Annotated in this window: 21 protein-coding genes; 15 read left to right on the forward strand and 6 right to left on the reverse strand. The window is 47.5% G+C overall.

Going from position 1 to position 20,336, the window contains the following annotated elements; translation table 11 throughout:
- Positions 1 to 79: 79 nt before the first annotated feature.
- Positions 80 to 934 carry an AraC family transcriptional regulator gene (locus HQN90_RS33505; protein ID WP_079418363.1) on the reverse strand — a complete coding sequence of 285 codons (855 nt, stop codon included), beginning with the start codon at positions 932 to 934 and terminating at the stop codon, positions 80 to 82.
- A gap of 146 nt (positions 935 to 1,080) precedes the next feature.
- On the opposite strand from HQN90_RS33505, the gene melA reads away from it, so the two are divergent.
- On the forward strand, positions 1,081 to 2,379 hold the full coding sequence (gene melA, locus HQN90_RS33510) for an alpha-glucosidase/alpha-galactosidase (protein WP_173227164.1): 1,299 nt from the start codon (positions 1,081 to 1,083) through the stop codon (positions 2,377 to 2,379).
- Positions 2,380 to 2,583: 204 nt separating this feature from the next.
- Here melA and HQN90_RS33515 read toward each other — a convergent pair whose 3' ends face one another.
- The 5 genes from HQN90_RS33515 to HQN90_RS33535 all read right to left on the reverse strand — a co-directional run bounded on the left by HQN90_RS33515 (position 2,584) and on the right by HQN90_RS33535 (position 6,241).
- Positions 2,584 to 2,901 (reverse strand): dehydrogenase, encoded by a 318-nt coding sequence (locus HQN90_RS33515; protein ID WP_079418367.1) that lies wholly within the window; start codon positions 2,899 to 2,901, stop codon positions 2,584 to 2,586.
- A gap of 147 nt (positions 2,902 to 3,048) precedes the next feature.
- The gene (locus HQN90_RS33520; RefSeq protein ID WP_173227166.1) at positions 3,049 to 4,428 is read right to left on the reverse strand and encodes a sensor histidine kinase; all 1,380 of its coding nucleotides are present in this window, start codon (positions 4,426 to 4,428) and stop codon (positions 3,049 to 3,051) included.
- The gene (locus HQN90_RS33525) at positions 4,425 to 5,105 is read right to left on the reverse strand and encodes a response regulator transcription factor (RefSeq protein ID WP_173227168.1); all 681 of its coding nucleotides are present in this window, start codon (positions 5,103 to 5,105) and stop codon (positions 4,425 to 4,427) included. The genes HQN90_RS33520 and HQN90_RS33525 overlap by 4 nt, the downstream gene beginning before the upstream one ends.
- A 142-nt stretch (positions 5,106 to 5,247) precedes the next feature.
- Positions 5,248 to 5,592: a cupredoxin domain-containing protein gene (locus HQN90_RS33530; RefSeq protein ID WP_411830200.1), complete on the reverse strand. Its 345-nt coding sequence runs from the start codon at positions 5,590 to 5,592 to the stop codon at positions 5,248 to 5,250.
- A 172-nt stretch (positions 5,593 to 5,764) separates the two neighbouring features.
- Positions 5,765 to 6,241, reverse strand: a complete 477-nt coding sequence (locus tag HQN90_RS33535; protein ID WP_246362962.1) for an HPP family protein — start codon at positions 6,239 to 6,241, stop codon at positions 5,765 to 5,767.
- A gap of 122 nt (positions 6,242 to 6,363) precedes the next feature.
- Here HQN90_RS33535 and HQN90_RS33540 point away from each other — a divergent pair, with 122 nt between their 5' ends.
- The 14 genes from HQN90_RS33540 (at position 6,364) to HQN90_RS33605 (ending at position 20,162) form a co-directional block, all read left to right on the forward strand.
- Entirely contained in the window at positions 6,364 to 7,275 is a 912-nt protein-coding gene (locus HQN90_RS33540; RefSeq protein ID WP_173227172.1) for a LysR substrate-binding domain-containing protein, read from the forward strand.
- 72 nt (positions 7,276 to 7,347) lie between these two features.
- Positions 7,348 to 7,947, forward strand: coding sequence for an undecaprenyl phosphate transporter UptA (gene uptA, locus HQN90_RS33545; protein ID WP_173227174.1), 600 nt, complete (start codon positions 7,348 to 7,350; stop codon positions 7,945 to 7,947).
- 78 nt (positions 7,948 to 8,025) lie between these two features.
- On the forward strand, positions 8,026 to 8,592 hold the full coding sequence (locus tag HQN90_RS33550; protein ID WP_173227176.1) for a thioredoxin family protein: 567 nt from the start codon (positions 8,026 to 8,028) through the stop codon (positions 8,590 to 8,592).
- A 9-nt stretch (positions 8,593 to 8,601) separates the two neighbouring features.
- Entirely contained in the window at positions 8,602 to 9,225 is a 624-nt protein-coding gene (locus tag HQN90_RS33555) for an MBL fold metallo-hydrolase (RefSeq protein WP_173227178.1), read from the forward strand.
- Positions 9,226 to 9,789: 564 nt separating this feature from the next.
- The gene (locus HQN90_RS33560) at positions 9,790 to 10,101 is read left to right on the forward strand and encodes a hypothetical protein (protein ID WP_173227180.1); all 312 of its coding nucleotides are present in this window, start codon (positions 9,790 to 9,792) and stop codon (positions 10,099 to 10,101) included.
- Positions 10,102 to 10,237: 136 nt separating this feature from the next.
- Positions 10,238 to 12,040 (forward strand): sensor histidine kinase, encoded by a 1,803-nt coding sequence (locus tag HQN90_RS33565; RefSeq protein WP_173227182.1) that lies wholly within the window; start codon positions 10,238 to 10,240, stop codon positions 12,038 to 12,040.
- Between the two features lie 100 nt (positions 12,041 to 12,140).
- Positions 12,141 to 13,460: an ABC transporter substrate-binding protein gene (locus tag HQN90_RS33570; protein WP_173227184.1), complete on the forward strand. Its 1,320-nt coding sequence runs from the start codon at positions 12,141 to 12,143 to the stop codon at positions 13,458 to 13,460.
- A 74-nt stretch (positions 13,461 to 13,534) separates the two neighbouring features.
- On the forward strand, positions 13,535 to 14,413 hold the full coding sequence (locus HQN90_RS33575; RefSeq protein WP_173227186.1) for a carbohydrate ABC transporter permease: 879 nt from the start codon (positions 13,535 to 13,537) through the stop codon (positions 14,411 to 14,413).
- A gap of 3 nt (positions 14,414 to 14,416) precedes the next feature.
- Positions 14,417 to 15,265: a carbohydrate ABC transporter permease gene (locus HQN90_RS33580; RefSeq protein ID WP_338042419.1), complete on the forward strand. Its 849-nt coding sequence runs from the start codon at positions 14,417 to 14,419 to the stop codon at positions 15,263 to 15,265.
- 37 nt (positions 15,266 to 15,302) lie between these two features.
- Complete coding sequence (locus HQN90_RS33585) at positions 15,303 to 16,982, forward strand: response regulator transcription factor (protein ID WP_173227188.1); 1,680 nt, start codon at positions 15,303 to 15,305, stop codon at positions 16,980 to 16,982.
- 92 nt (positions 16,983 to 17,074) lie between these two features.
- A complete protein-coding gene (locus HQN90_RS33590; RefSeq protein WP_246362963.1) occupies positions 17,075 to 18,238 on the forward strand; it encodes a YhgE/Pip domain-containing protein in 1,164 nt (387 codons plus the stop codon).
- 24 nt (positions 18,239 to 18,262) lie between these two features.
- Positions 18,263 to 18,859, forward strand: a complete 597-nt coding sequence (locus tag HQN90_RS33595; protein ID WP_173227192.1) for a TetR/AcrR family transcriptional regulator — start codon at positions 18,263 to 18,265, stop codon at positions 18,857 to 18,859.
- Between the two features lie 7 nt (positions 18,860 to 18,866).
- Positions 18,867 to 19,826, forward strand: coding sequence for a PfkB family carbohydrate kinase (locus HQN90_RS33600; protein WP_173227194.1), 960 nt, complete (start codon positions 18,867 to 18,869; stop codon positions 19,824 to 19,826).
- A 117-nt stretch (positions 19,827 to 19,943) separates the two neighbouring features.
- Entirely contained in the window at positions 19,944 to 20,162 is a 219-nt protein-coding gene (locus HQN90_RS33605) for a hypothetical protein (RefSeq protein WP_173227196.1), read from the forward strand.
- Positions 20,163 to 20,336: the final 174 nt, after the last annotated feature.

The raw sequence follows: 20,336 nt of genomic DNA on the forward strand, positions 1-20,336 counted from the left end.
AATGAGAAAAGCCTCTTGCCCTTCTGATGACGTTGTCAGGAAGGATAAGGGGCTTTTTGTTTGGTATAAAAGAGCGACTTCAAGCTTTCAACTCCTTGCGGTAGACCGAGGGTGCGGCACCCGTCCATTTGCGAAATTGCTTGGAGAAATACAAAGCATCATTGAAACCGACCGAGGAGGCTACCTGATCAATCGTCATGGAGGTTTCCAATAACTGCTTGGCGCGCTCCATACGAATTTTGAACAAATACTGCATGGGCGCAAGGCCAGTGGACTGTTTGAACATTTTGCATAAGTAGGTTCGATGATAGCCCAGATTCCGAGCAAGCTCCTCGATGGAGACTGACTGCGTGTACTGCAGTTCTAGGTAGCGAATGGCTTGGCCGATCTGACGGTCGATTTCCGTTTCAGTAACAGGCTTCACACTTAGCCGATGCGAATTGGTTTGCCCAAGCTCGCGGAGCAGCAAGCGAAGCCAACCTGCGGATTCCAGGTCTTCAAGCGCTGGATGATCCGACTGTCGGAAGCAGGAACGGATGCGGCGGTAATGATGGCGTATGACACGGGAATTACTGCCATAGATCACAGCATGCTGCAGAGAAACACCAATGTGGGAAAGCAGCATGCCGGCCGCCCGTCCAGTGAAGGCTACCCACGTATAGTGCCATGGCTGATCGGCGTCAGCAACATAACTGAACAGCTCTCCAGGGTAAATGATGAAGCTGTCTCCGGCCGCGCAGCGGTAGGTGCGATTTTGCATCTCGAAAGTACCTTCGCCGGAAAGTACCGTATGAATCAGGTAATAGTCGTAAACGGCGGGCCCATTTTTGTGAAGCGGCACAGGTTTGCCTTCCCCGCCAAAAAGGACGGATAATTCGCTGTTGCTGTGCTGTGGGTTAATACTTATTGTGAAATAGGTATGATCCGAATTCATAGAGGCCTCTTTCTATTTTTGCTTTTAGCGTACATCAATAAACTACAAATGTCCATATTAGAGTTCATTCGATCCATATGTTTGCAGGATAACCTGCGATATAGTGAAGATATGAAAAAAGACTCTATATCGGAGGAGAATCACACATGTCCAAGATTACTTTTCTAGGTGCCGGAAGTACAGTTTTTGCAAAAAACGTGCTGGGTGATTGCTTGCTTACACCCGCGCTGCAAGGCTTTGAAATCGCTCTCTTTGATATCGATCACGAGCGTCTGCAGGATTCCGCCAACATGCTGAATAACATCAAAAAAACGGGCGGAAGCACATCCACCGTGAAGGCGTATACAGATCGGAAGGAAGCGCTGCGCGGAGCCAAATATGTGGTCAACGCGATTCAAGTAGGTGGCTATGATCCATGTACGATTACAGATTTTGAGATTCCTAAGAAATATGGTTTGCGTCAAACGATTGCGGATACTGTCGGTATTGGCGGTATCTTCCGTAACCTCCGTACCATTCCAGTCATGCTGGATTTTGCAGCGGATATTCGTGAGGTATGCCCTGATGCCTTGTTCCTCAATTACACGAATCCGATGGCGGTCTTGACGAATGTTATGAATACTTACGGCGGTGTTCGAACTGTCGGCTTATGTCACAGTGTACAGGTATGTATTCCAGAGCTGTTCAAAAGCTTAGGCATGGAAAAAGAAGGCGTCAAAGCGAAAATTGCCGGCATTAATCATATGGCTTGGCTTTTGGAAGTGACGAAGGATGGCGTCGATCTGTACCCGGAAATTAAGAAGCGGGCGGCGGAGAAGCAGAAAGAGAAGCACCCCGATATGGTTCGCTTTGAAATGATGCTGAAATTCGGCCATTATATTACGGAATCTTCCGAGCACAATGCCGAGTATCATCCGTACTTCATCAAACGCAATTACCCGGAGCTGGTTGACCGCTTCAACATTCCGTTAGATGAATACCCGCGCCGCTGTATCGAACAAATCAGCAGATGGAAGCAAATGCGCGAGGATCTCGTGAACGATACGAACTTGAAGCACGAGCGTTCCCATGAATATGCATCCTACATTTTCGAAGCGATTGAGACGGACAATCCGTACAAAATCGGCGGCAACGTCATGAATACCGGTCTAATCACCAATTTGCCGCGCGAAGCTTGCGTCGAAGTGCCTTGCTTGGTAGACCGCAACGGAGTTACGCCTACCTATGTCGGCGATCTGCCGCCGCAGCTTGCAGCGCTCAACCGGACGAACATCAATACGCAGCTGTTGACGATCGAAGCTGCCATTACAGGAAAACGCGAGCATATCTACCACGCGGCTATGCTAGATCCACACACAGCAGCCGAGCTGTCGATGGACGACATCGTCGCGATGTGTGATGACTTAATCGAAGCACACGGCAAATGGCTGCCGGAATATCACTAGGTTTGTAGTGGCTTAATGACGACTATGATGGAATATCATAGTCTTTTTTTTGTTTGAGAGGCTGAAAAACAGCCTTACAAGCTCCAAAAGGTAGCGGATTCCCGCGCATCCCCAGAGAGCCTGCCAAGGCAGCGCTCATTGGCATACAGAATCACAAACAAAAGAAGCCATGACGTATAAGAAACATACGTATGGCTTCTTTATTTACCCGCCGAATGCGTCGCGAAACGCATGATTTAGTGTTTCGAGCTCCACGTTCCAAAGGGGGGCAATGTCAGGGCCGACCTGTTCATCGAACCAGTCGGAGAGTGCCTTGCGATTGCTGCCGTGCTCGACGATGAAGGGAAGGTTCAGCATGACCTTTTTCACATAGAGTTCTTCGGCAGCTTTGATTTGTTCTGGCGATATCCAAACTTTCAAGCGTTTGACGGTACGATACAATTCCTTGCTGCAAGCTCTGCGAATACCGCGTGCGCTGGGGAATTGCTGTTTATGTTTTTCACTCGGCTTGTTGTTGACCATGACTGTATCCACACTCCCTCTATGCTATTTGTATGCATAGAGGGGGCAGTAGGCCACTAGAGACAAGTACCTATGACGCCCAAGTTCACATGATTTTGGTCCCAAATACGTCATGAGAGTCATAAATTTGAGCGGAGTCCACATCTATTACAATTGCGGAAGATGGATCACAAACGTCGTCCCTTTGCCGAATTCGCTCTGCGCCTCGACGCTTCCATGGTGAAGCTGGATGATTTTCTGCGCGATCGATAAGCCTAAGCCGCTGCCGGAGCTAGCCCGATTTCTTGCTTTGTCGGCTTTGTAGAAACGATCAAAAATATGCGGCAATTCAACCTCCGGAATGCCAATTCCCGTGTCGCTGATGCGAATGATAATTTCGGAGAGCTGCTCCTGGAGCTCGATTCGCAGCGTATCTCCGTGCTGCGAAAATTTGATGCCATTCGTGATGAAGTTCAGCCACACTTGGTGGAGCAGCTGGGCGTCAGCTGTAATCATCACTTCCGAAAGCTCAAGTTCAATTGCGATGTCCTTCTCCGTCCATTGCCATTCGGTGAGGATGAGAATCTGGCGGATCTGCTCGTCCAACCGATACGCGCTCCGTTTGATGACATGATTTTCTTTATCCAGCGAGGCTAATGTTAATAGTTGTTTGCTTAAGGAGGACATGCGCTTGCTTTCTTCTAAAATAATTTGAAGATAGCGTTCCTTCTCTTCCTCGGAAGTGCTTTTATCCAGTATCGACTGCGTAAAACCTTGGATGGACGTTAAGGGGGACTGAATTTCATGGGAAACATTGCCCACAAATTCCTGCCGCATGTTATCGAGTTGTTTCAGCGATTGCGCCATAAAGGTGAAATCTCGGGCTAGTTCGCCAATCTCATCCTGCCGCGTAACGTCCATCTTAATCTCGTAATGGCCCTTGACGATCCGTTTGGTAGCTTCGGTTAATTTCTTAACGGGCTTAACAATATACTGCGAGAAAATAATAATGAGTAGGATACTGAATAGGAAGGTAAGACCTAGAAGGAAGGCCATGAGGACGCGAACGCCTCCGATCTGCTGCTCCAAATTCGGACGGACGAAGAGCGCATAGGGCTTGCCCTTCATTTGAATCGGCACACCGATACTGTTGCGAAGACTATTTTCAAAGAACCCGGTCACCATCAGAAAATGGCGTTCCTGCAGCATGCCGCGGTACGTTTGTCCAGCGATGACCTGTCGAATTTGTTCAGGATCCATCTGGGTATGCTTGAACGGAGTCCCGTAGAAGACGCCTTCCATCTGATCGTTAACGGTATATAATTGAAACCCCATATTGGCAATATGCGTGAAGTAAGCAGCGGGCTCAAGATCAGGCACTTGCTCGTATAAGGTACGGATTTCACTAGTAATCGTCCAGATTTGTTCTTCGTTTTGATCTCTTAATTTGGCCGCATAATAGCCATTGGAGAGCAGGAGAGCGAGCAGGCTGCTGACCATAGCGATGATAATAAACGTAACTACGATGCGAGTATAGAGTGTCTTCAAACTTCATTCACCTCAAGCTTGTAGCCGATTCCCCTCACCGTTGTGATGACGAAATCCTGCGAAATCTCGTAAAATCGTTCCCGCAAACGCTTGATATGAACATCAATTGTCCGATTGTCGCCTTCATAGTCTGTGCCCCAAAGCATTTGGATCAGCTGCTCACGGGTGAAGATGCGTCCAGGATGACTGGCCAATTGAGCGAGTAACTGAAACTCTTTCAGCGGCAAAAGGAGGGATTCATCGCCGACGGTCACCTCATAGCTATTGCGATTAATGATTGTATGATTCAGTGTGATCACTTCGGATGATACAAGCTGATAGCGGCGCAATAAAGCCCTCGCCCGGAACAACAATTCTTTGGGTTCAAAGGGTTTCACCATGTAGTCGTCTGTGCCTGATTGGAAGCCCTTTTCCTTATCTTCAAGCTCCCCTTTGGCGGTTAAAAGAATGACGGGAATATCATAATGCTCGCGGATTTCGGAACAAAGATCCAAGCCATTTTTCAGCGGCATCATCACATCGACAACAGCCAAATGAATCTGCTCAGCGTTCAAGATTTTGGAGGCTTGTTCCCCGTCGCCAGCTTCAAATACGGTATAGCCTTCCTTGGAAAATAAGAAACGGAGTAATTCGCGAATATGCGCATCGTCATCGACGACCAGAATATGTGTTTTCAAGCGGCATGCACCTCATTTCAAAAAATCAGTGAACTTGGCAACAGTGTAAACGAAAAAAGACCTTATTGCCACTTCTGATTCCAAAACGCAGGAGAGGGTCTCCGGGTTTGGGTATCAGGCCGCAGATAAGGTCACGGGAACGTTAGTCCACCACGATATAGCCGATCATCGGACCGCCGTGGGCGACATCCGCATGAGTCATACAAATGAGCCGGTACGTTCCTTCCTGATTGGCCGTAAAATGGACAACCGTCTCCTTCCCTTTCTGGACTTCTCCGCTAATGTTCAAGCCTTCGATGAGAAAAGGATGGCTCTCTCCGTTAACGCCGTAGATGCTGAGCTTGATTTTCTCGCCTTTGCGGACGATGACAGTGCCTGGATCCCAACGATAGGCTTCGATTGTTTTGCCTTCTTTGGTCGTCGATTTGAATTCACCAACAACGAGTTGGATGGTTCTTTCCGATGCGGAATCTGCAAGTGTCGGCATGATGCTATCGCGGCTTATATACAGCCATCCGCCGAAGATAACGAGCAGCGCTGCGGCCGCCAGATAGAAATGCTTACGCTTAATAATCCAAACTCGTGACATAGGGCTCCGCCTCCTGTATCTACCTACTTGTACATCTTATGCGGAAGCTTGTCAGCGCATGCGTAATCTGTTACCACCAGCTCGTGGGGTAACGGGTTTGGGTTGCCCTGTGGTAGGCCAGGGCAACGAGCACGAGCAGTACAGCACCGAGCAGCACCGGCGTGAGCAGGAAGCCCCAGCCCGCGCCGGTGAGCATCACGAGCAGCGGGTCGGCGCCGGCGGGCGGATGCAGCGTGCGTGTCAGCTGCATGAGCGTGATGGCGACGCCGACGGCCAGCGCGAGGCTCCACGCGTGGACGCCGAAGGCGGCGAGGGCGCTGAGCCCGATGAGCGTGCTCAGTACGTGGCCGCCGATAAGGCTGCGCGGCTGCGCAAGCGGGCTCTGCGGGAGCGCGAAGGCGATGACGCAGGAGGCGCCCAGCGGCGCCATGAGCAGCGAAGCATGAGCGGCATCGCCGATGAGGCTGCAGAGCAAGATGGCAAGGAAGCCACCGATGCCGGGGATGAGCACAGCGAATGGTTTGCGGAAGGAATCAGGGATATTCATACAGGTTGCACTCCTCTTTTCGAATGTTAACTCAGATGGTATCATGAGAAATAGCATTTGAATAACGAATGATTACGATAGGTGACATTTGTTAATGCGATGGGTTAGAGGGAGGGATTAGGGTGCTGGATCAGTTGGACGGACGCAGCATGAAAACGTTCATCACCGTGATGGAGGAGAAGAGCTTTAGCAAGGCAGCTCTCAAGCTTGGCTATGTGCAATCAACGGTGACGATGCATATCCATCAACTAGAGCAAACGATGGGCCAGCCTTTGTTTCGGCGGTTGCCTCGCGGAGTTGAATTAACGGCAGCGGGTAGAGAAGTAGCGCCATATGCGTATCGGTATCTACAGCTTGGCGAGTCGCTTCAAGATAAATTAAGCGGGTTGAGCGAGCCTAAAGGCGTGGTTCGCCTGCGAGCGCTCGAGTCGTTCTGTGTGCCGCTTTTGCCGCGGCTGCTGCCCTCCTTTTTTGAACAATACCCGTTAATTCAGCTGCAGCTCGAAAATGGCTTTCAACGGGATATTACGCAGGATGTGTCAGCTTACCGCATTGACCTTGGCATTGTTCCGCGAGACCCGGAAACACGCCATATCACGTTTATCCCGTTAATCCGGGACGAATTGATCTGGGTGGGAGCGCCGGCCTTAGTACAGCGCATTGAGCTGGAAGGCTGGGAGTCAGTAGCGAATACGCAAGTCATCGGGTTCGGAGGCCGCTGCATTTATCAGACGATGGCCTCGCTATTCATGGCAGACAAAGGGCAAGCGCTGTTTTCGGCGTTGGAATTTGAAAGCTCCGCGATGATTAAACAGACCTTGATGGTTGGGATGGGACTTTCCTTAATGCCGTTAACGGCTGTTGCTGATGAACTGCAAGCAGGCAAGCTTATGCGAGTAACGCAGGAACAAGGGATTCCCTTGGAGCACGGTCTCATATATCGATCAGGCAAGGAATTAAGTCCACCGGCGCAAGCTTGCAAAGAGTACCTGGTTTCCTTCTTTTCCGCGCTTAATGAGCGTGTAAGTGGTTGATGAGAGCTTGTCTGTGATAGAATGATGGTAGATTTAGAGACGGAACATTACTGTGGGAAAGAGGGTTCGTGGATGGGTGAATTGATTCATAATGTTTTGCTTTACTTGGAGGGCCTCGGGTACTGGGGGATTTTCCTCGGACTCATGCTGGAGGTCATTCCCAACGAACTGCTGTTAGCCTATGCAGGTTATCTGGTATCCAAGGGAGATATCAACTTTTTTGGCGCTATTGTTTGCGCTGTTGTCGGTGGAACGCTGGCCCAGATTGTGCTCTATTGGATTGGACGTTATGGCGGCAGACCTTTCTTGGAGAAGTACGGCAAATATTTGCTAATTAGCAAACATCATATTGATGTGGCCGAGAATTGGTTCAATCGCTATGGAACCGGTATGATTTTTACAGCGAGATTCATTCCGATTGTTCGTCATGCGATTTCGCTTCCTGGTGGAATGGCCAAAATGCCGCTTGGTAAGTTTACACTTTACACAGCACTTGCGTTAATTCCTTATTCTTTTCTTTACGTCTTCTTAGGAATGAAGCTCAAAGATAATTGGGAAACGATTGATCAAATCGCAGGGCCTTATATTAAACCCTTAATTATTGCGGCTATTATTTTAACCCTCTTATATGTAGGTTATCAATTTTACATAAAAAGAAAAGGCAAAGCATAGACTTCTTCTATTTGGCGCATTCAGTTCTATTTGTTACAATAAAAGGGAAGAAACACGATTATAGGAGGATGGGTAGCGATGAGTACGAATCTGGCAAGCAAATTGCGCACTGGCTTAAAGCCACAGCAGTTCATTGATGGCATGGAAAAAAATAAAGAGCAATTTTTGGCTTATTATAATGGATTTGAGTGGGATAACGAGGAAGATAAGGAATATTTCGATTCCTTGAATAATCGTGATGATCTGCGCTGCCTGATTATTGCTGCAGAATGGTGCGGCGACGTTGTTCGCAACGTGCCTGTCGTATTCAAGGCGCTGGAGAACAGCGGCGTACCTACAGAAGTATTGATTATCGAGCAAAACTACGACGTCATTGACCAATTCCTGACAGGCGGCGGCCGCGCGATTCCGATCGTCGTGTTCACAGATACAGGCGGTTTCGTTCTTGGTCACTGGGGACCACGTCCAGCCAACGTACAAGCGGTTATGAACCAATTCAAAAAAGAAAATCCAGATCGTGAAGCTGCTGATTATAACGAAAAAATTCAAGTCGCCAGAGCCGAAATGGGCCGTCAATATGGCGAAGGTAACGGCTACCATGCGGTTATCGTGAAAGAACTTCGTACATTAATCGAGTCGTTCTAAGGTGAATATATGATTAACATTGAATCTTTTGTTCTGGGTCCTGTCGGTACGAATGCGTATTTATTATCGGATCCGGAAACGAAACAGGGCATCATCATTGATCCCGGTATGAATCCGAAGTCACTGATCAAAAAAATCGCTGATTTGGATATTGTCGCTATACTGCTTACGCATGCTCATTTTGACCACATTGGCGGTGTGGATGAGATTCGTAAGCTGAAACGCTGTCCCGTTTATATTCATGATCTGGAAGCCGATTGGCTGACGAATCCGAAGAAAAACGGCTCCGCCCGCTGGCCTGATCTTGGCGTGCTGATTGAAACAGATCCAGCAGAATTCGCGCTGGACGAAGGTCAAACGCTTGAATTTCTAGGCATTCAGCTTAAGGTGTTTCATACTCCCGGCCATTCGCCGGGAAGTGTGAGCTTCCTGTACGACAAGCATTTGTTCGGCGGCGATGTGCTGTTCAAACTGTCGGTAGGTCGGACGGATCTGCCTGGCGGGGACAACAACACGCTTCTTGATTCCATTCAAGATAAGCTGTTCGCACTCGATGACGATGTCATTGTGTACCCCGGACATGGCGCCAAAACAACGATTGGTTTCGAGCGCGAGAACAATCCTTATGTGTAAGGAATGACTGCCCCTGAGGGGGCGGTCTTTTTTTTGTGTGTTGGGTTGGGTGGCCAAACCAAATCCGACTGACATTGAACAGAAGGAGGGAACTATTTTGAGGGAGGGAACTGCGTTCCCTTATTCTTCATCCAAACAACCTTTTGGCTAGTCAGACGGAACTATGGTACGCTAATTTGTCTATTTTGGAGGAATTTTACCCAAGAGAGGTGGAATAAGGGATCCTACTTCCCTTTGAGCTCCAAATATCCGATTCTGAGTCAAATAGAGGAACACAGTTCCTTTTCGTAAGGATGTTTGCGCGCAGAAGCGAATCCGCTCTGGAAGTCTCCGCCTTCCACCTGTTTTCCCGACTGGTTGAAGAGGGTAAGCTCGTTCGCCCATGACATCTAACCATTTTTGGATGAACTGGGTGTTTACCGTGTTCACGGTAGGTGCTCCCCCATAGACTGATGTTGTAAGCTATTCACCCAACAAAAACAATAAATGACTGAAAGCAAAGCAAATGAAATCAGATGCTCGGTCCAAAAAAATCTTCCGAAAACCCCCAGGAGGTGCTCTTTCATGGAGTATGTGAAATCCCCAACATATCCAATGCAACCAATGCCAATGCCGATGCCGGCTCCAGCGCCAATGCCAATGCCAATACAGGTGGCTCCACCGCCTGCGCCTATTATGCACAAACCATACCACCACAATGATATCCATCTGCATGCGTCCTACCAACAAACACAGTTTGTTTTCCCAAAACCTGTTGTGCAGCCCGTAGCTGTAGCTAAAGTTTGTTCCCACCACCACCACCACAACTCGGTAGGCAGCATACTTGTTCTCTTCATTCTACTCGTCATTATTACACGCGGCATTATTAAATGTTAGTTCGTTAGCCATTAGCTAAAGTAATCCGCTTCGGGTTGTATGACCGGGGCGGGTTACTTTTTTGTTTACTATTTCTACATATTTGCTAGAGTAGTCGTATACCTACCGTGTTATCGGACAAGTGAGGATGGGGCGAATGAAGCTTTGGAATAAATTGAGAAGTCCATGGAAGATATCGACTGTGCTGTATGTACTGCTTTTTGTCATGGTTGTGATGCCTGTTGCTTCGTTAAGTGTACTCATTCTTCAAATTTATAAGCAGGATTTGCTTCAACAGACGACGGATCAGACGCTTCAAACTCTGCGCGCCCTTACCTATTCAGCTGAGCAGGAGATTGGCAGGGCTGTTTACATCTCTGCGGCTATTGGGGTGGACCCTGAAGTGCTTCGCAGCGCCAGCATGCTGAAACAGGCGACTGCTGCGGATCGTCAAACGTATATAACCAGCCTCAACAAAACCCTCGCACGCTATAGCTCTTCCATTCCCAGCTATTTATTGTCGATTCATTTCTTTTTTAAAGATAGCGGCATGTACTCGTATAATCGAAATTTGATACCTGATGAGCAGTCGATGCGCCATTCAATTTGGTATCACAAAACGCTTGAAAAACAAGATGAAGTGCAAATTCAGGGTTTGCAAAAAAATGTGCTCTACGATACGACTGACAAATATGTGATCTCCACCGCATTTTCACCCAGCTTCATGCAAGGGCTGCAAGACGTGGAAATGATCTATTTCACTTTCAGCCGGGACAGGCTCGAAAATATTTTGCGCCAATATCCGTACAGTCCATCTTCCTTCATGATTTTATCCGATCAAACGGAAATCGTGGCTACCAGCTTCGGCTTATCGTCGGAAGATGCGGCGAAGATGGCAGCCCTGTCCAACATTAGTGCTTCCAAAGAAGGGCAGTTCATCACGACGATGGATGGGCAAAAAATGCTGATCACCTTCACTTCAGCTGAGATGCTGGATTGGAAAATATGCCAAATCGTTCCTTATAAAGAGCTGACCAAAAATTATAACAACATTTATAAATTTGTGATGATCGCCACCTTTCTGGGGACAATTCTATTTCTAATTATTTCGTTCTATCTGGTGCGCAGCTTAACCAAACCGCTGCTTCAGCTCGTGAGGAAGATGTCCCGTGTGATGGAAGGGAACCTGAATGCCAAGATCGAAGCCTCGGGCAGCGCGGAGACGGTGATTCTGGGACATACGTTCAACTATATGCTGGATCAAATTCAACTGCTTATTATTGAGCGTGAAAAGGAAGAGCGCGAGAAGCGCAAAGCGGAATTCACGGCCTTGCAGTCCCAGATTAATCCGCATTTTCTGATGAATACACTCAATGCCATTAAATTAATGGCGTTAATTAATAAAGTAGACAATATCCGCAATATGACGGTAGCTTTGATGCGTCTGTTAACATCATCATTCAATCGTGGCGGCAATCTGACGCTGGTAAGCGAGGAAATCGAAAATCTCAAAAGCTATTTCTATATCATGGAAATACGTTATGGCAAGAAGTTTGAGGTCATTTGGGAGATCGAGGAGCAAGTTTCGTCTGCCTATATGTTAAAGCTGCTGCTGCAGCCGATTCTGGAGAATTGCATCATTCATGGTCTAAGCGGAACTGAAACGAACAGCAGAATTCACATCATCGGACGTGCATCGGAGAGAAGTGTATCTATTGTGATCGCAGATAACGGTTCCGGTGTGTCGGAGGAGCAAATCCTGCAATTTAATGCGAGCAAAACAGGTCAAGAGCATACGTTCACAGGCATGGGAATTGCGAATGTCCATCATCGCATTAATCTGCACTATGGTCAGGAATATGGGGTTACGATCGAGCCCAATCTGCCGACAGGGACTAAAGTGACGCTGTTGATTCCGTTCATTCGCCAAGATGAGGAAAACATAAAAGATCATGTTTAGTACGTAAATCATCATTTGTTTGCGTTTTCATTGTACGTATAATGAGAGCAGGTTGTTGGCCAACCCACAAAAACGGACACTTTTACGGAGGGGTTTTGAGATGAACAGAAAGAAATGGGCAAGCTCGTTATTGGTTCTTTCGATGATGTCGGTAACGGCATTAACGGGATGTGGAAAGACAGCAGAAACAACATCCGCCACGATCCAACCAGGTGCCTCAGCAGCAGCCTCCACGGCCGGGACATCCACGCTTGCTAAGCCGGTGAAGTTGAAATTGGCGATATGGGAAGCACAGACGGATATTGAATTCTGGACGGAGAAAGTGAAGGAATACACGAAGCAAGCACCGAATGTGACGGTTGAGATTGAGAAAGTACCGGATAACAATGGTCAATATTTGAAAGTGCGATTGGCTGCCAATGATTTGCCGGATGTCTTCTTCGTGAAGCCTGCGCAATTGCAGGTGTATAAGCAGGCGCTATTGCCGCTTGACGACTTGGAGGCGACGAAAAACAATAAGTTTCCAACCAAAATCGATGGCCAAGTTTTAGGTGATCCGCTCGTTTCATTCTCGGAATACGTGTATTACCACCCAAGTATTTTCAAGGAGCTTTCCTTAGAGGTGCCGAAGACGCTGCCGGAATTCGAAGCGCTTTTGGATAAAATCAAGGCAAGCGGCAAATACATTCCGCTCTCCATCGGCTTGAAAGACGGCTGGACGTCTTATCCATATATGGAGTACGGTCCGCACATGCTTTCTGGCGATGAAAACTATTTGGCGAATATCGCCAAAAAAGATGCGCCATTCGCGGAGGGAACCTCCTTTGATCAAGCGGCTAAGTTTCTTCAACGCATTTCTACGAAAAAATGGGCAGGGCCTGACGCTTTATCGATTTCTTTTGACCAGTCTACACAAGCCTTCGAAGCTAAAAAAGCGGCAATCATCGCGCTTGGGCAATGGTACTACCCGGACTATAAGAAAAAAGTAGGAAATGATGATGATCTTGCGGCCTTCCCGCTGCCATGGAGAAATTCGGCGAACGATCCATTAATGTCAATGACCATGTCTGATATGAACATAGGCATCAGCAAGCAATCGAAGAACACAGACGCAGCCAAAGCTTTCGTCAACTGGATGTTCAGCAAGGATGTATACCAAACGTATATCAATAAGGTGCAGCAGACCTCTACGGTGAACGGCGTAACGTCCGAACTGCCATTTTTCGTCAAATCGAATCAGGAGAACCCTTTCAAACCATTCACTTATATGGGAACAGACGCAACATATGCGAAGGTAAAAGGGTTTGCGCAGTATGATCCGAATCTGGTGGCGCAAGATATTTTCTCCGGCAAGTCTTTGGACAGCGTCGAAAAAGAACTGAATGATAAATGGAAAAAAGCGATTGATTCAAGCAAATAACTATAAAGACATAGAGGGAAAAGGTGCGGTGTATCATCGTACTTTTTCCCGGCAAGTTAGGAGTGAGACGAACCATGACATACAAAAGGCAGCAGAACATCGTTATTTTCACTTTTTTATTGATTCCTGTATCTTTGCTGCTATTGCTTCTGATCTATCCAACCTTTCAGTTGTTTCGCTACAGCTTGACGAACTGGGATGGGTATAGTCCCACGATGAGCTATATCGGTTTGAGTAATTTCAAAAAGATCATCTTTGATTTCCCGGATGCCTGGAAAGCGCTCATGAACAACGGATTATATTTTATTATCCATTTGTGCGTTATGCCTCTTGAACTTATTGCGGCCGTACTGCTGAATCGAACGCTGAAAGGAAGCTCTTTTTACCGCTTTACCATTTTGATGCCCTATATTGTCAACGGGATTGCCGTAGCTTTTATGTTCAGTTATATTTATAGCCCGATGAACGGACCGTTGAATGAGCTATTGAAGGCGGTTGGACTGGAAGCGTGGATCACCTCTTGGATGGGCAATCGTTCGATTGTCAATTATTCGCTTGTTGTTGTGTCCTTGTGGCGGTTCTCCGGTGTTCATGTTGTTTTGATGCTTGCCGGATTGCAATCGATTTCCAGTGAATTGTATGAAGCTGCTAAAATTGATGGCGCGAACTTTTGGCAGCAGCAGTGGTATGTGACATTGCCTGGAGTACGCCGTGTTATTGAAATATGTCTATTCCTGAATGTTATTGGAGCCCTCCTTCAATATGATATCCCACTTGTCATCACAGGCGGCGGTCCGGGAACAGCCAGCAGCACGTTTGGCTTATTCGCCATCATGACCGCATTCAAGCACAATAATTATGGATTGGCGTCCGCATTAGCCGTTATCTTGCTGCTCATTATTGTCGTTCTATCGACGGTGCAGAACTGGTTAATCAGAGAAAAGGGGGAATAGTAGGTGTCTCGAATATCCTCGGCTCTGCGTCCTTATGTCAGTAATGTCGTGTATTACTTGGTATTTACTCTGATGGCTGTGATCGTTTTTGTGCCGATACTATTGGTGCTCTTGGGTTCGTTCAAAACAAGCAACGAGTTCGCCTCATCTTCCTCGTTTGCTTTACCGCAAACGTTTCTTAATTTCAAAAATTACATCCGAGCCTTCAAAGAAGGCAACATCCTTACTGGTCTCAAGAATTCGGTAGGATTAGTAGTGATCAGCATGATTGGCAACGCTCTTCTGGGAACGATGACGGCGTTTGTACTAAATCGGTTTCAATTCAAGTTGAAGAAGACGATCCTGCTCCTCTTCGTGGTCTCGATGATGATTCCTACGTATACGACAGAAATCGCGCGATTCCAGCTTGTACACGCGGTCGGAGCTTATAATACATTAGCAGCTCCTTTACTGATTTACCTAGGAACGGATATTATGCAAATATATATTTATATGCAGTTTTTAGAGAAAATCTCGGTTCAGCTGGATGAAAGCGCGATGCTGGACGGTGCGTCGTACCCTCGCATTTTCAGGTCGATTATTTTCCCGCTGCTGCTCCCTGCAACCGCGACGCTGGCGATTCTGAAAAGCGTGACGATCATGAACGATATCTTCGTCCAGCAGCTGTATATGCCGGATCGGAAATTGGCGACACTGGCTACATCTTTAACTACCTTCGTCGGTGAACATACCTCTGACTTAGGCGCTTTATGCGCAGCGATCATGATGGTGTTTCTGCCAAGCGCTCTGTTTTATATTGTGTTTCAGCGGCTTATTTTCAGAGGCATTATGGACGGGGCAATTAAAGGATAGCTTCGGTAAATCTTCAGTGTAATGAGGGAGGTAGTTTATGTACAAAATGATGATTGTTGACGATGAGCCCCTCGTTAGACTGGCTCTGCACCAGATGATTCCCTGGCAGGAGCTGAATATCCAGATCGTCTGCGAGGCGGGGGACGGACTTGAGGCGCTGAGCATCCTTCAGCAGCGCGACGATATTGATCTGCTCTTCATGGATATTAAAATGCCCAAAATGAGCGGCATTGAGCTGCTGCGCACGTTCCAGACGCAGGCTGCGAGTACAATGCCTATCACGATCATATTGAGTGCCTTTAATGAATATGAATACGTGCGGGAGGCTTTTGTGCTTGGTGCTTTTGATTTCATCATCAAGACGGATATGGACGATGAGCACATCCAGCCGATTGTCATGAAAGCCTTGTGTGAATTGAAAAAGCGCGGAATTCAAGGCGCTAAGGCCAGCGAGAAAGTGAGCGATAAGCGCGAGAATAAAGAGCAAGCGCTTCGTCAGTTTCTAACCATGGATGCGAATAAAGAAGAAGCGGAGTATGCTCGCTTGGCTGAACAAATGCGCAGCTGGCTTGGAGAGACCAACCAGATCGCAGCTGTGCTGTCCCTCTCACGCGAGCTGAATTCCCCAGGAAGGGGAGGCCACAAAAACGGGACGAAAACAGAAAGCTTTATCATACAAACGATGGAAACCGTATTCAACTCCATGTTTATCCTTCATGAGGTTCTGTGCCAAGATGCACAGAACTATATTCTTTTGTGCTCCCTGCCGCAATATCGCAGCACAATGGCGATTCGCGAACAGCTGCAGGCTGCTTTTTCATTGATCAAAATTCGCTTGGAACAATTTTTCAATGTTCGGATTGCCGTTGGCATCAGCGATGCAGCAAGCGGCGTCCACAGTTGGCATCGTCTGTACCAGCAGGCCTATGTACTTGAAGCGATCAGTTACTATGAAGGTTCGGATCAATTATTATTTTCGGAACTGCTGTCTGTGGAAGCTTATAAAAAAGACGGTAAATCTAACCTCATGCCGGAGATTAGAAAGTCAGCTAAAGCGATCAGTTCCGAGGTTATCCGGTTGTTGGAACATGAAGATCCCTTGCGGTGGAGGGAGAAGTATAACGAGCTTGTTAGCTGTCTTTGGGAGACCAAAGGCCAAGATCCTCAGGATACAAAGGTCATTTTATCCGACTTTTTATGGGAGCTTGGTGCTCCCTTATATCAAAAGGGAATCCGGTGGGAGGATTTGCATTATTTTGACGGTGAGCATATTGCTTTCAGTGACCCTTTTGAATGGATTAAAAGCTCGCCAACTTTATCCGCCGCCGTAACAGGGCTAAGTGAAATTTGCCAATGTATATTTGAACTGCTGCACCAACGTCATTTGCAATCGTATGCCCACTCCGTAAGCCCTGTTATGAAAGCGAAGACGTTCATTGACGGCCATTTTCAGGAAGATCTGCATCTCACTTTGATCAGTAAAATGGTAGGTGTGAGCGAAGGGTATTTGAGTAAACAATTTGTGAAGGAAACGGGGAGCAGCTTCATCCAATACATGACAAACCTGCGGATTGAGGAGTCTAAGCGTTTGATGAAAACAGGTCTGAGAATCTCCGATATTTCCGAGAAAATTGGGTATGTAAACCCGGAGCATTTTAGCCGAATGTTCAAGAAAGTCACAGGACTGAGTCCGAAGGCATACCGGGACGGAAAGTAACGTATTGACAGGAAGGCAATGCCATCCTATAATTTAAACAAACGTTTAAAACGAACGATTAAAACGATTGTTTAATGAAGGAGTGGTATACATTGAAACACGCATTAGGTGCATTTCTCAAGCAAGGAACAACGAAGGTAGGCATTGCTACCGCGATTACGTTTCAGCTGCTGTTTAGTATTATTTGGATGACGGGATACGCAGGGGTATCGGATAACACAGGTAATTTAAAAATTGCCATCGTCAACGAAGATCAGGCTATGGGAACAAAGATTGTTCAAAACTTACAAGCAAATCTGCCGTTTCATACCGAGGTTGTTGCCTCTAGTGATGAAGCACAAAAACAGCTAAATGATCGCAGTGTTCAAATGGTTATGCATATCACGGCCGATTTCACCAAACAACTTCAGACAGCTGGTCAAATCGTGCCTATTACGTATACAATTAATGAGTCGAATCCTTCGATGACGAAGTCGATCATGCAGGCAGTGGCCGGCAATGTAACAGCGACAGTGAACAAAGAAGCGGTGGCAGCGGGTACGACAGCCGTGCTTACCCAGATGAATCCCAACCTGCCTTCGGAGCAAGCAGCTAAGATAGGTCAAGGATTGGCGAGCAAGGTGACTTCAGATATTCAAAGTATAAATAAAGTAAAAGATATGCCGAATCAAATGCTTCCGATGATGCTTGTTCTTGCTTCTCTTGTAGGGATGATGATCATGGGGATGAACTTTGCTGTAACAGGAAACGTCCTTGGTGCATCACTGTCCAAACTTGGCAAGCTGAGCGCTCGAATTGTTGTGACGGTCGTTTCCGCTGTTGGTATAGGGCTTATCAGTGCGGGGATGGTTGTTGCTTTAGGGGGCCATGTAGAGAAAGGATTTTTCGCTCTTTGGGGGTTCGAGTCTTTATTTCTATTGACCTTTGGGCTTGTTGCACAAATGTTTTTGACTTTGTTTGGGAACGCAGGTATGCTATTTAACATCGCAATGATGTCCTTGCAATTAGTCTCATCAGGAGCTATTGTGCCAAGGGAGCTTTTATCGAACTTTTATCATACCGTCAGCAATGCTTTCCCGGCCACCTATGCCATTAATGGGATTATGAATATCTTATTTGGCGGGTCTGGTACAGGGAAGGAAGTTGGTGCTCTGTTCCTGATCGCAGGGGTTGCACTGGCTATTGATGTGATCGTTGTATCCTTAAAAAAGGTAAAGGCTGCGCCTGTGGGGCAGCATCTTAAACAAACCGCTTAACCTAATGAGGAGGGCGTTCTTGATATGGCTGGACAAGAGTTAGATATGAAAATGAAAATTCTGCTGGCCGCTAAAAAGCTATTCGCAAAGAATGGTTATGATGCGACAAGTGTTCGCCAAATCTGTGAGGAAGCTGGGGCCAATGTGGCTCTGGTTTCCTATTATTTTGGTGGAAAAGAGAGCGTTTTCCGGGAGATTTTCAAACAGTTTTTCCCTAACGAGAGAGTGAATACTTTTTTTGATATTGAAGATCCGCTAGTCGGCGTTCAAACGGTAATTGAAGAAGTTGTGTGGATGCGAAATGCGGATCCTCAATTAATTACGATGATGCAGATGGAAATTATCACGATTACCTCTCGCGTTGAACAAATCAGAGAAGTCGTGTACCCGATTTGGAAGAAACTCAAAGATTTTTTGGAAAAAGGCAGGCAGGATGGTATTTTTCATTTTGATTCTACGGAAAGCACATTAATGTTTGTGCTGGGTTCGATCTTTTTTTATAAGCAGAGGGAGTTTTTTGAGCTTATGTTTACGGAAGAGAAGCTCGATACAGAAACATTAATTCATCAAACGACAGCCTACGTGTTGAATGGGTTAGGCTATCAAAATAAGGGAGAATGAGTTGGGGATGGCTAAACAGTATATCGTGTGTTTGGGCGAGTTATTGATCGACTTCGTGCCGGAAGTGAATGGACAAGCATTGGCGGACGTGACCGGATTCCAGCGGGCGGCGGGCGGAGCGCCGGCTAATGTGGCTGCGGCGGTCGCCAAGCTCGGCGGCGACGCTAGGTTTATCGGCAAAATCGGCCGCGATCCGTTCGGCGATTTCCTCGTGCGCACGCTTGACGAAGTCGGCGTGCACACCGCTGTTGTACAGACCGACGAAGCGAAGACCGGTCTGGCGTTTGTTTCGCTGCGCGCGGACGGTGAGCGCGATTTCTTATTTTTCCGCGACCCGGCGGCGGACATGCTGCTGCGCGCAGACGAAGTCCAGACGCAGTGGCTGGAAGACGCCGCGGTCTATCACTTCGGCTCGGTATCGCTGATTGCCGAGCCTTGCCGTACCGCTACGCTCGACGCGGCACGGCGAGCGAAAGCGCTTGGCGCATTGGTGTCGTATGACCCCAATGTGCGCCTTGCGCTGTGGCCGAGCGCTGACGCAGCGCGGGCTGAGATCCTTGCGCAGCTTCCGCTTGCGGATGTGGTCAAGGTCAGCGAGGAGGAGATTGAATTCCTCCTCGGCGTGGACGCGACCACAGGTGCGCAGCAGCTGCTGCAGCAGGGACCTAAAGTGGTGATCATCACTTTAGGTGCTGAGGGCTGCCGTGTCGTGACCGCACGGCAGGATGTTGTTATCCCCGGCACGCCTGTGGCAGCCGTGGATACGACCGGCGCCGGCGACAGCTTCGTCGGCGGCATGCTCTTTCAGTTGGCGTCGCTGGGCGTGACGCCAACGAGCATCGTCGCCGCCCTGGCGGAGCCGGGCGCGGCGGAGCGCGTATTCGCCTTCGCCAACCGTGTAGGCGCCATTACGACAACCCGCCGGGGAGCGATTCCTGCGCTCCCTACGCTCGCTGAAGTGCAATAATAGAGGGTTCAAAGAATGAAAAACCTGCGATTATGCATCCTTTTTGCTTCAGAAATACCCTTTATCACTAAAAACCTGCGATTATGCATGTTTTTCAGGCTCTTTTTGGATTAGAGGGTGAAAGGGCTGGAAATACCTGCACAATTGCAGGTATTTTTTGTTTTATTGGTTTTTGGGCCGGAAATACCTGCACTTTTGCAGGTTTTCATGTTAGCGAACAGTTGGTTATTAGGTGTGAGAGGTCTGACTAGTGATATAGGTTCCGCCATGGGTTCGTTGCAGCAGATCGTCTATGACATGCAAAAAGAAGCTAATTTTAAGGTACTTGCGTGTTAATTACTTTGACCATTAATTCTGTGCTATCTACAATTGGTTGGAAGCGGTGCGTAGTTATATGAATCTAATGTTGGAGAAGCGAGATTACTTAAGTGTATCTGAGCTAAGGGGATAGTGGCTAGAGAAGGTTGGATTAAAAAGCAGCTAGCATCTGAATTGCTGAGGCTGGAATAA

This window comes from Paenibacillus alba (genome assembly GCF_013204855.1).
Taxonomy (GTDB): Bacteria; Bacillota; Bacilli; order Paenibacillales; family NBRC-103111; genus Paenibacillus_E; species Paenibacillus_E alba.

What these genes read in the sequence shown, in the direction of transcription:
- HQN90_RS33530 (WP_411830200.1), bottom strand. Translation starts at nt 5,592, where the DNA reads ATGCCGACACTTGCAGATTCCGCATCGGAAAGAACCATCCAACTCGTT.
- HQN90_RS33555 (WP_173227178.1), top strand. Translation starts at nt 8,602, where the DNA reads ATGATTAACATTGAATCTTTTGTTCTGGGTCCTGTCGGTACGAATGCG.
- HQN90_RS33585 (WP_173227188.1), top strand. Translation starts at nt 15,303, where the DNA reads ATGTACAAAATGATGATTGTTGACGATGAGCCCCTCGTTAGACTGGCT.
- HQN90_RS33575 (WP_173227186.1), top strand. Translation starts at nt 13,535, where the DNA reads ATGACATACAAAAGGCAGCAGAACATCGTTATTTTCACTTTTTTATTG.
- HQN90_RS33535 (WP_246362962.1), bottom strand. Translation starts at nt 6,241, where the DNA reads ATGAATATCCCTGATTCCTTCCGCAAACCATTCGCTGTGCTCATCCCC.
- HQN90_RS33550 (WP_173227176.1), top strand. Translation starts at nt 8,026, where the DNA reads ATGAGTACGAATCTGGCAAGCAAATTGCGCACTGGCTTAAAGCCACAG.
- uptA (WP_173227174.1), top strand. Translation starts at nt 7,348, where the DNA reads ATGGGTGAATTGATTCATAATGTTTTGCTTTACTTGGAGGGCCTCGGG.
- HQN90_RS33595 (WP_173227192.1), top strand. Translation starts at nt 18,263, where the DNA reads ATGGCTGGACAAGAGTTAGATATGAAAATGAAAATTCTGCTGGCCGCT.
- HQN90_RS33570 (WP_173227184.1), top strand. Translation starts at nt 12,141, where the DNA reads ATGAACAGAAAGAAATGGGCAAGCTCGTTATTGGTTCTTTCGATGATG.
- HQN90_RS33565 (WP_173227182.1), top strand. Translation starts at nt 10,238, where the DNA reads ATGAAGCTTTGGAATAAATTGAGAAGTCCATGGAAGATATCGACTGTG.
- melA (WP_173227164.1), top strand. Translation starts at nt 1,081, where the DNA reads ATGTCCAAGATTACTTTTCTAGGTGCCGGAAGTACAGTTTTTGCAAAA.
- HQN90_RS33560 (WP_173227180.1), top strand. Translation starts at nt 9,790, where the DNA reads ATGGAGTATGTGAAATCCCCAACATATCCAATGCAACCAATGCCAATG.
- HQN90_RS33515 (WP_079418367.1), bottom strand. Translation starts at nt 2,901, where the DNA reads ATGGTCAACAACAAGCCGAGTGAAAAACATAAACAGCAATTCCCCAGC.
- HQN90_RS33505 (WP_079418363.1), bottom strand. Translation starts at nt 934, where the DNA reads ATGAATTCGGATCATACCTATTTCACAATAAGTATTAACCCACAGCAC.
- HQN90_RS33600 (WP_173227194.1), top strand. Translation starts at nt 18,867, where the DNA reads ATGGCTAAACAGTATATCGTGTGTTTGGGCGAGTTATTGATCGACTTC.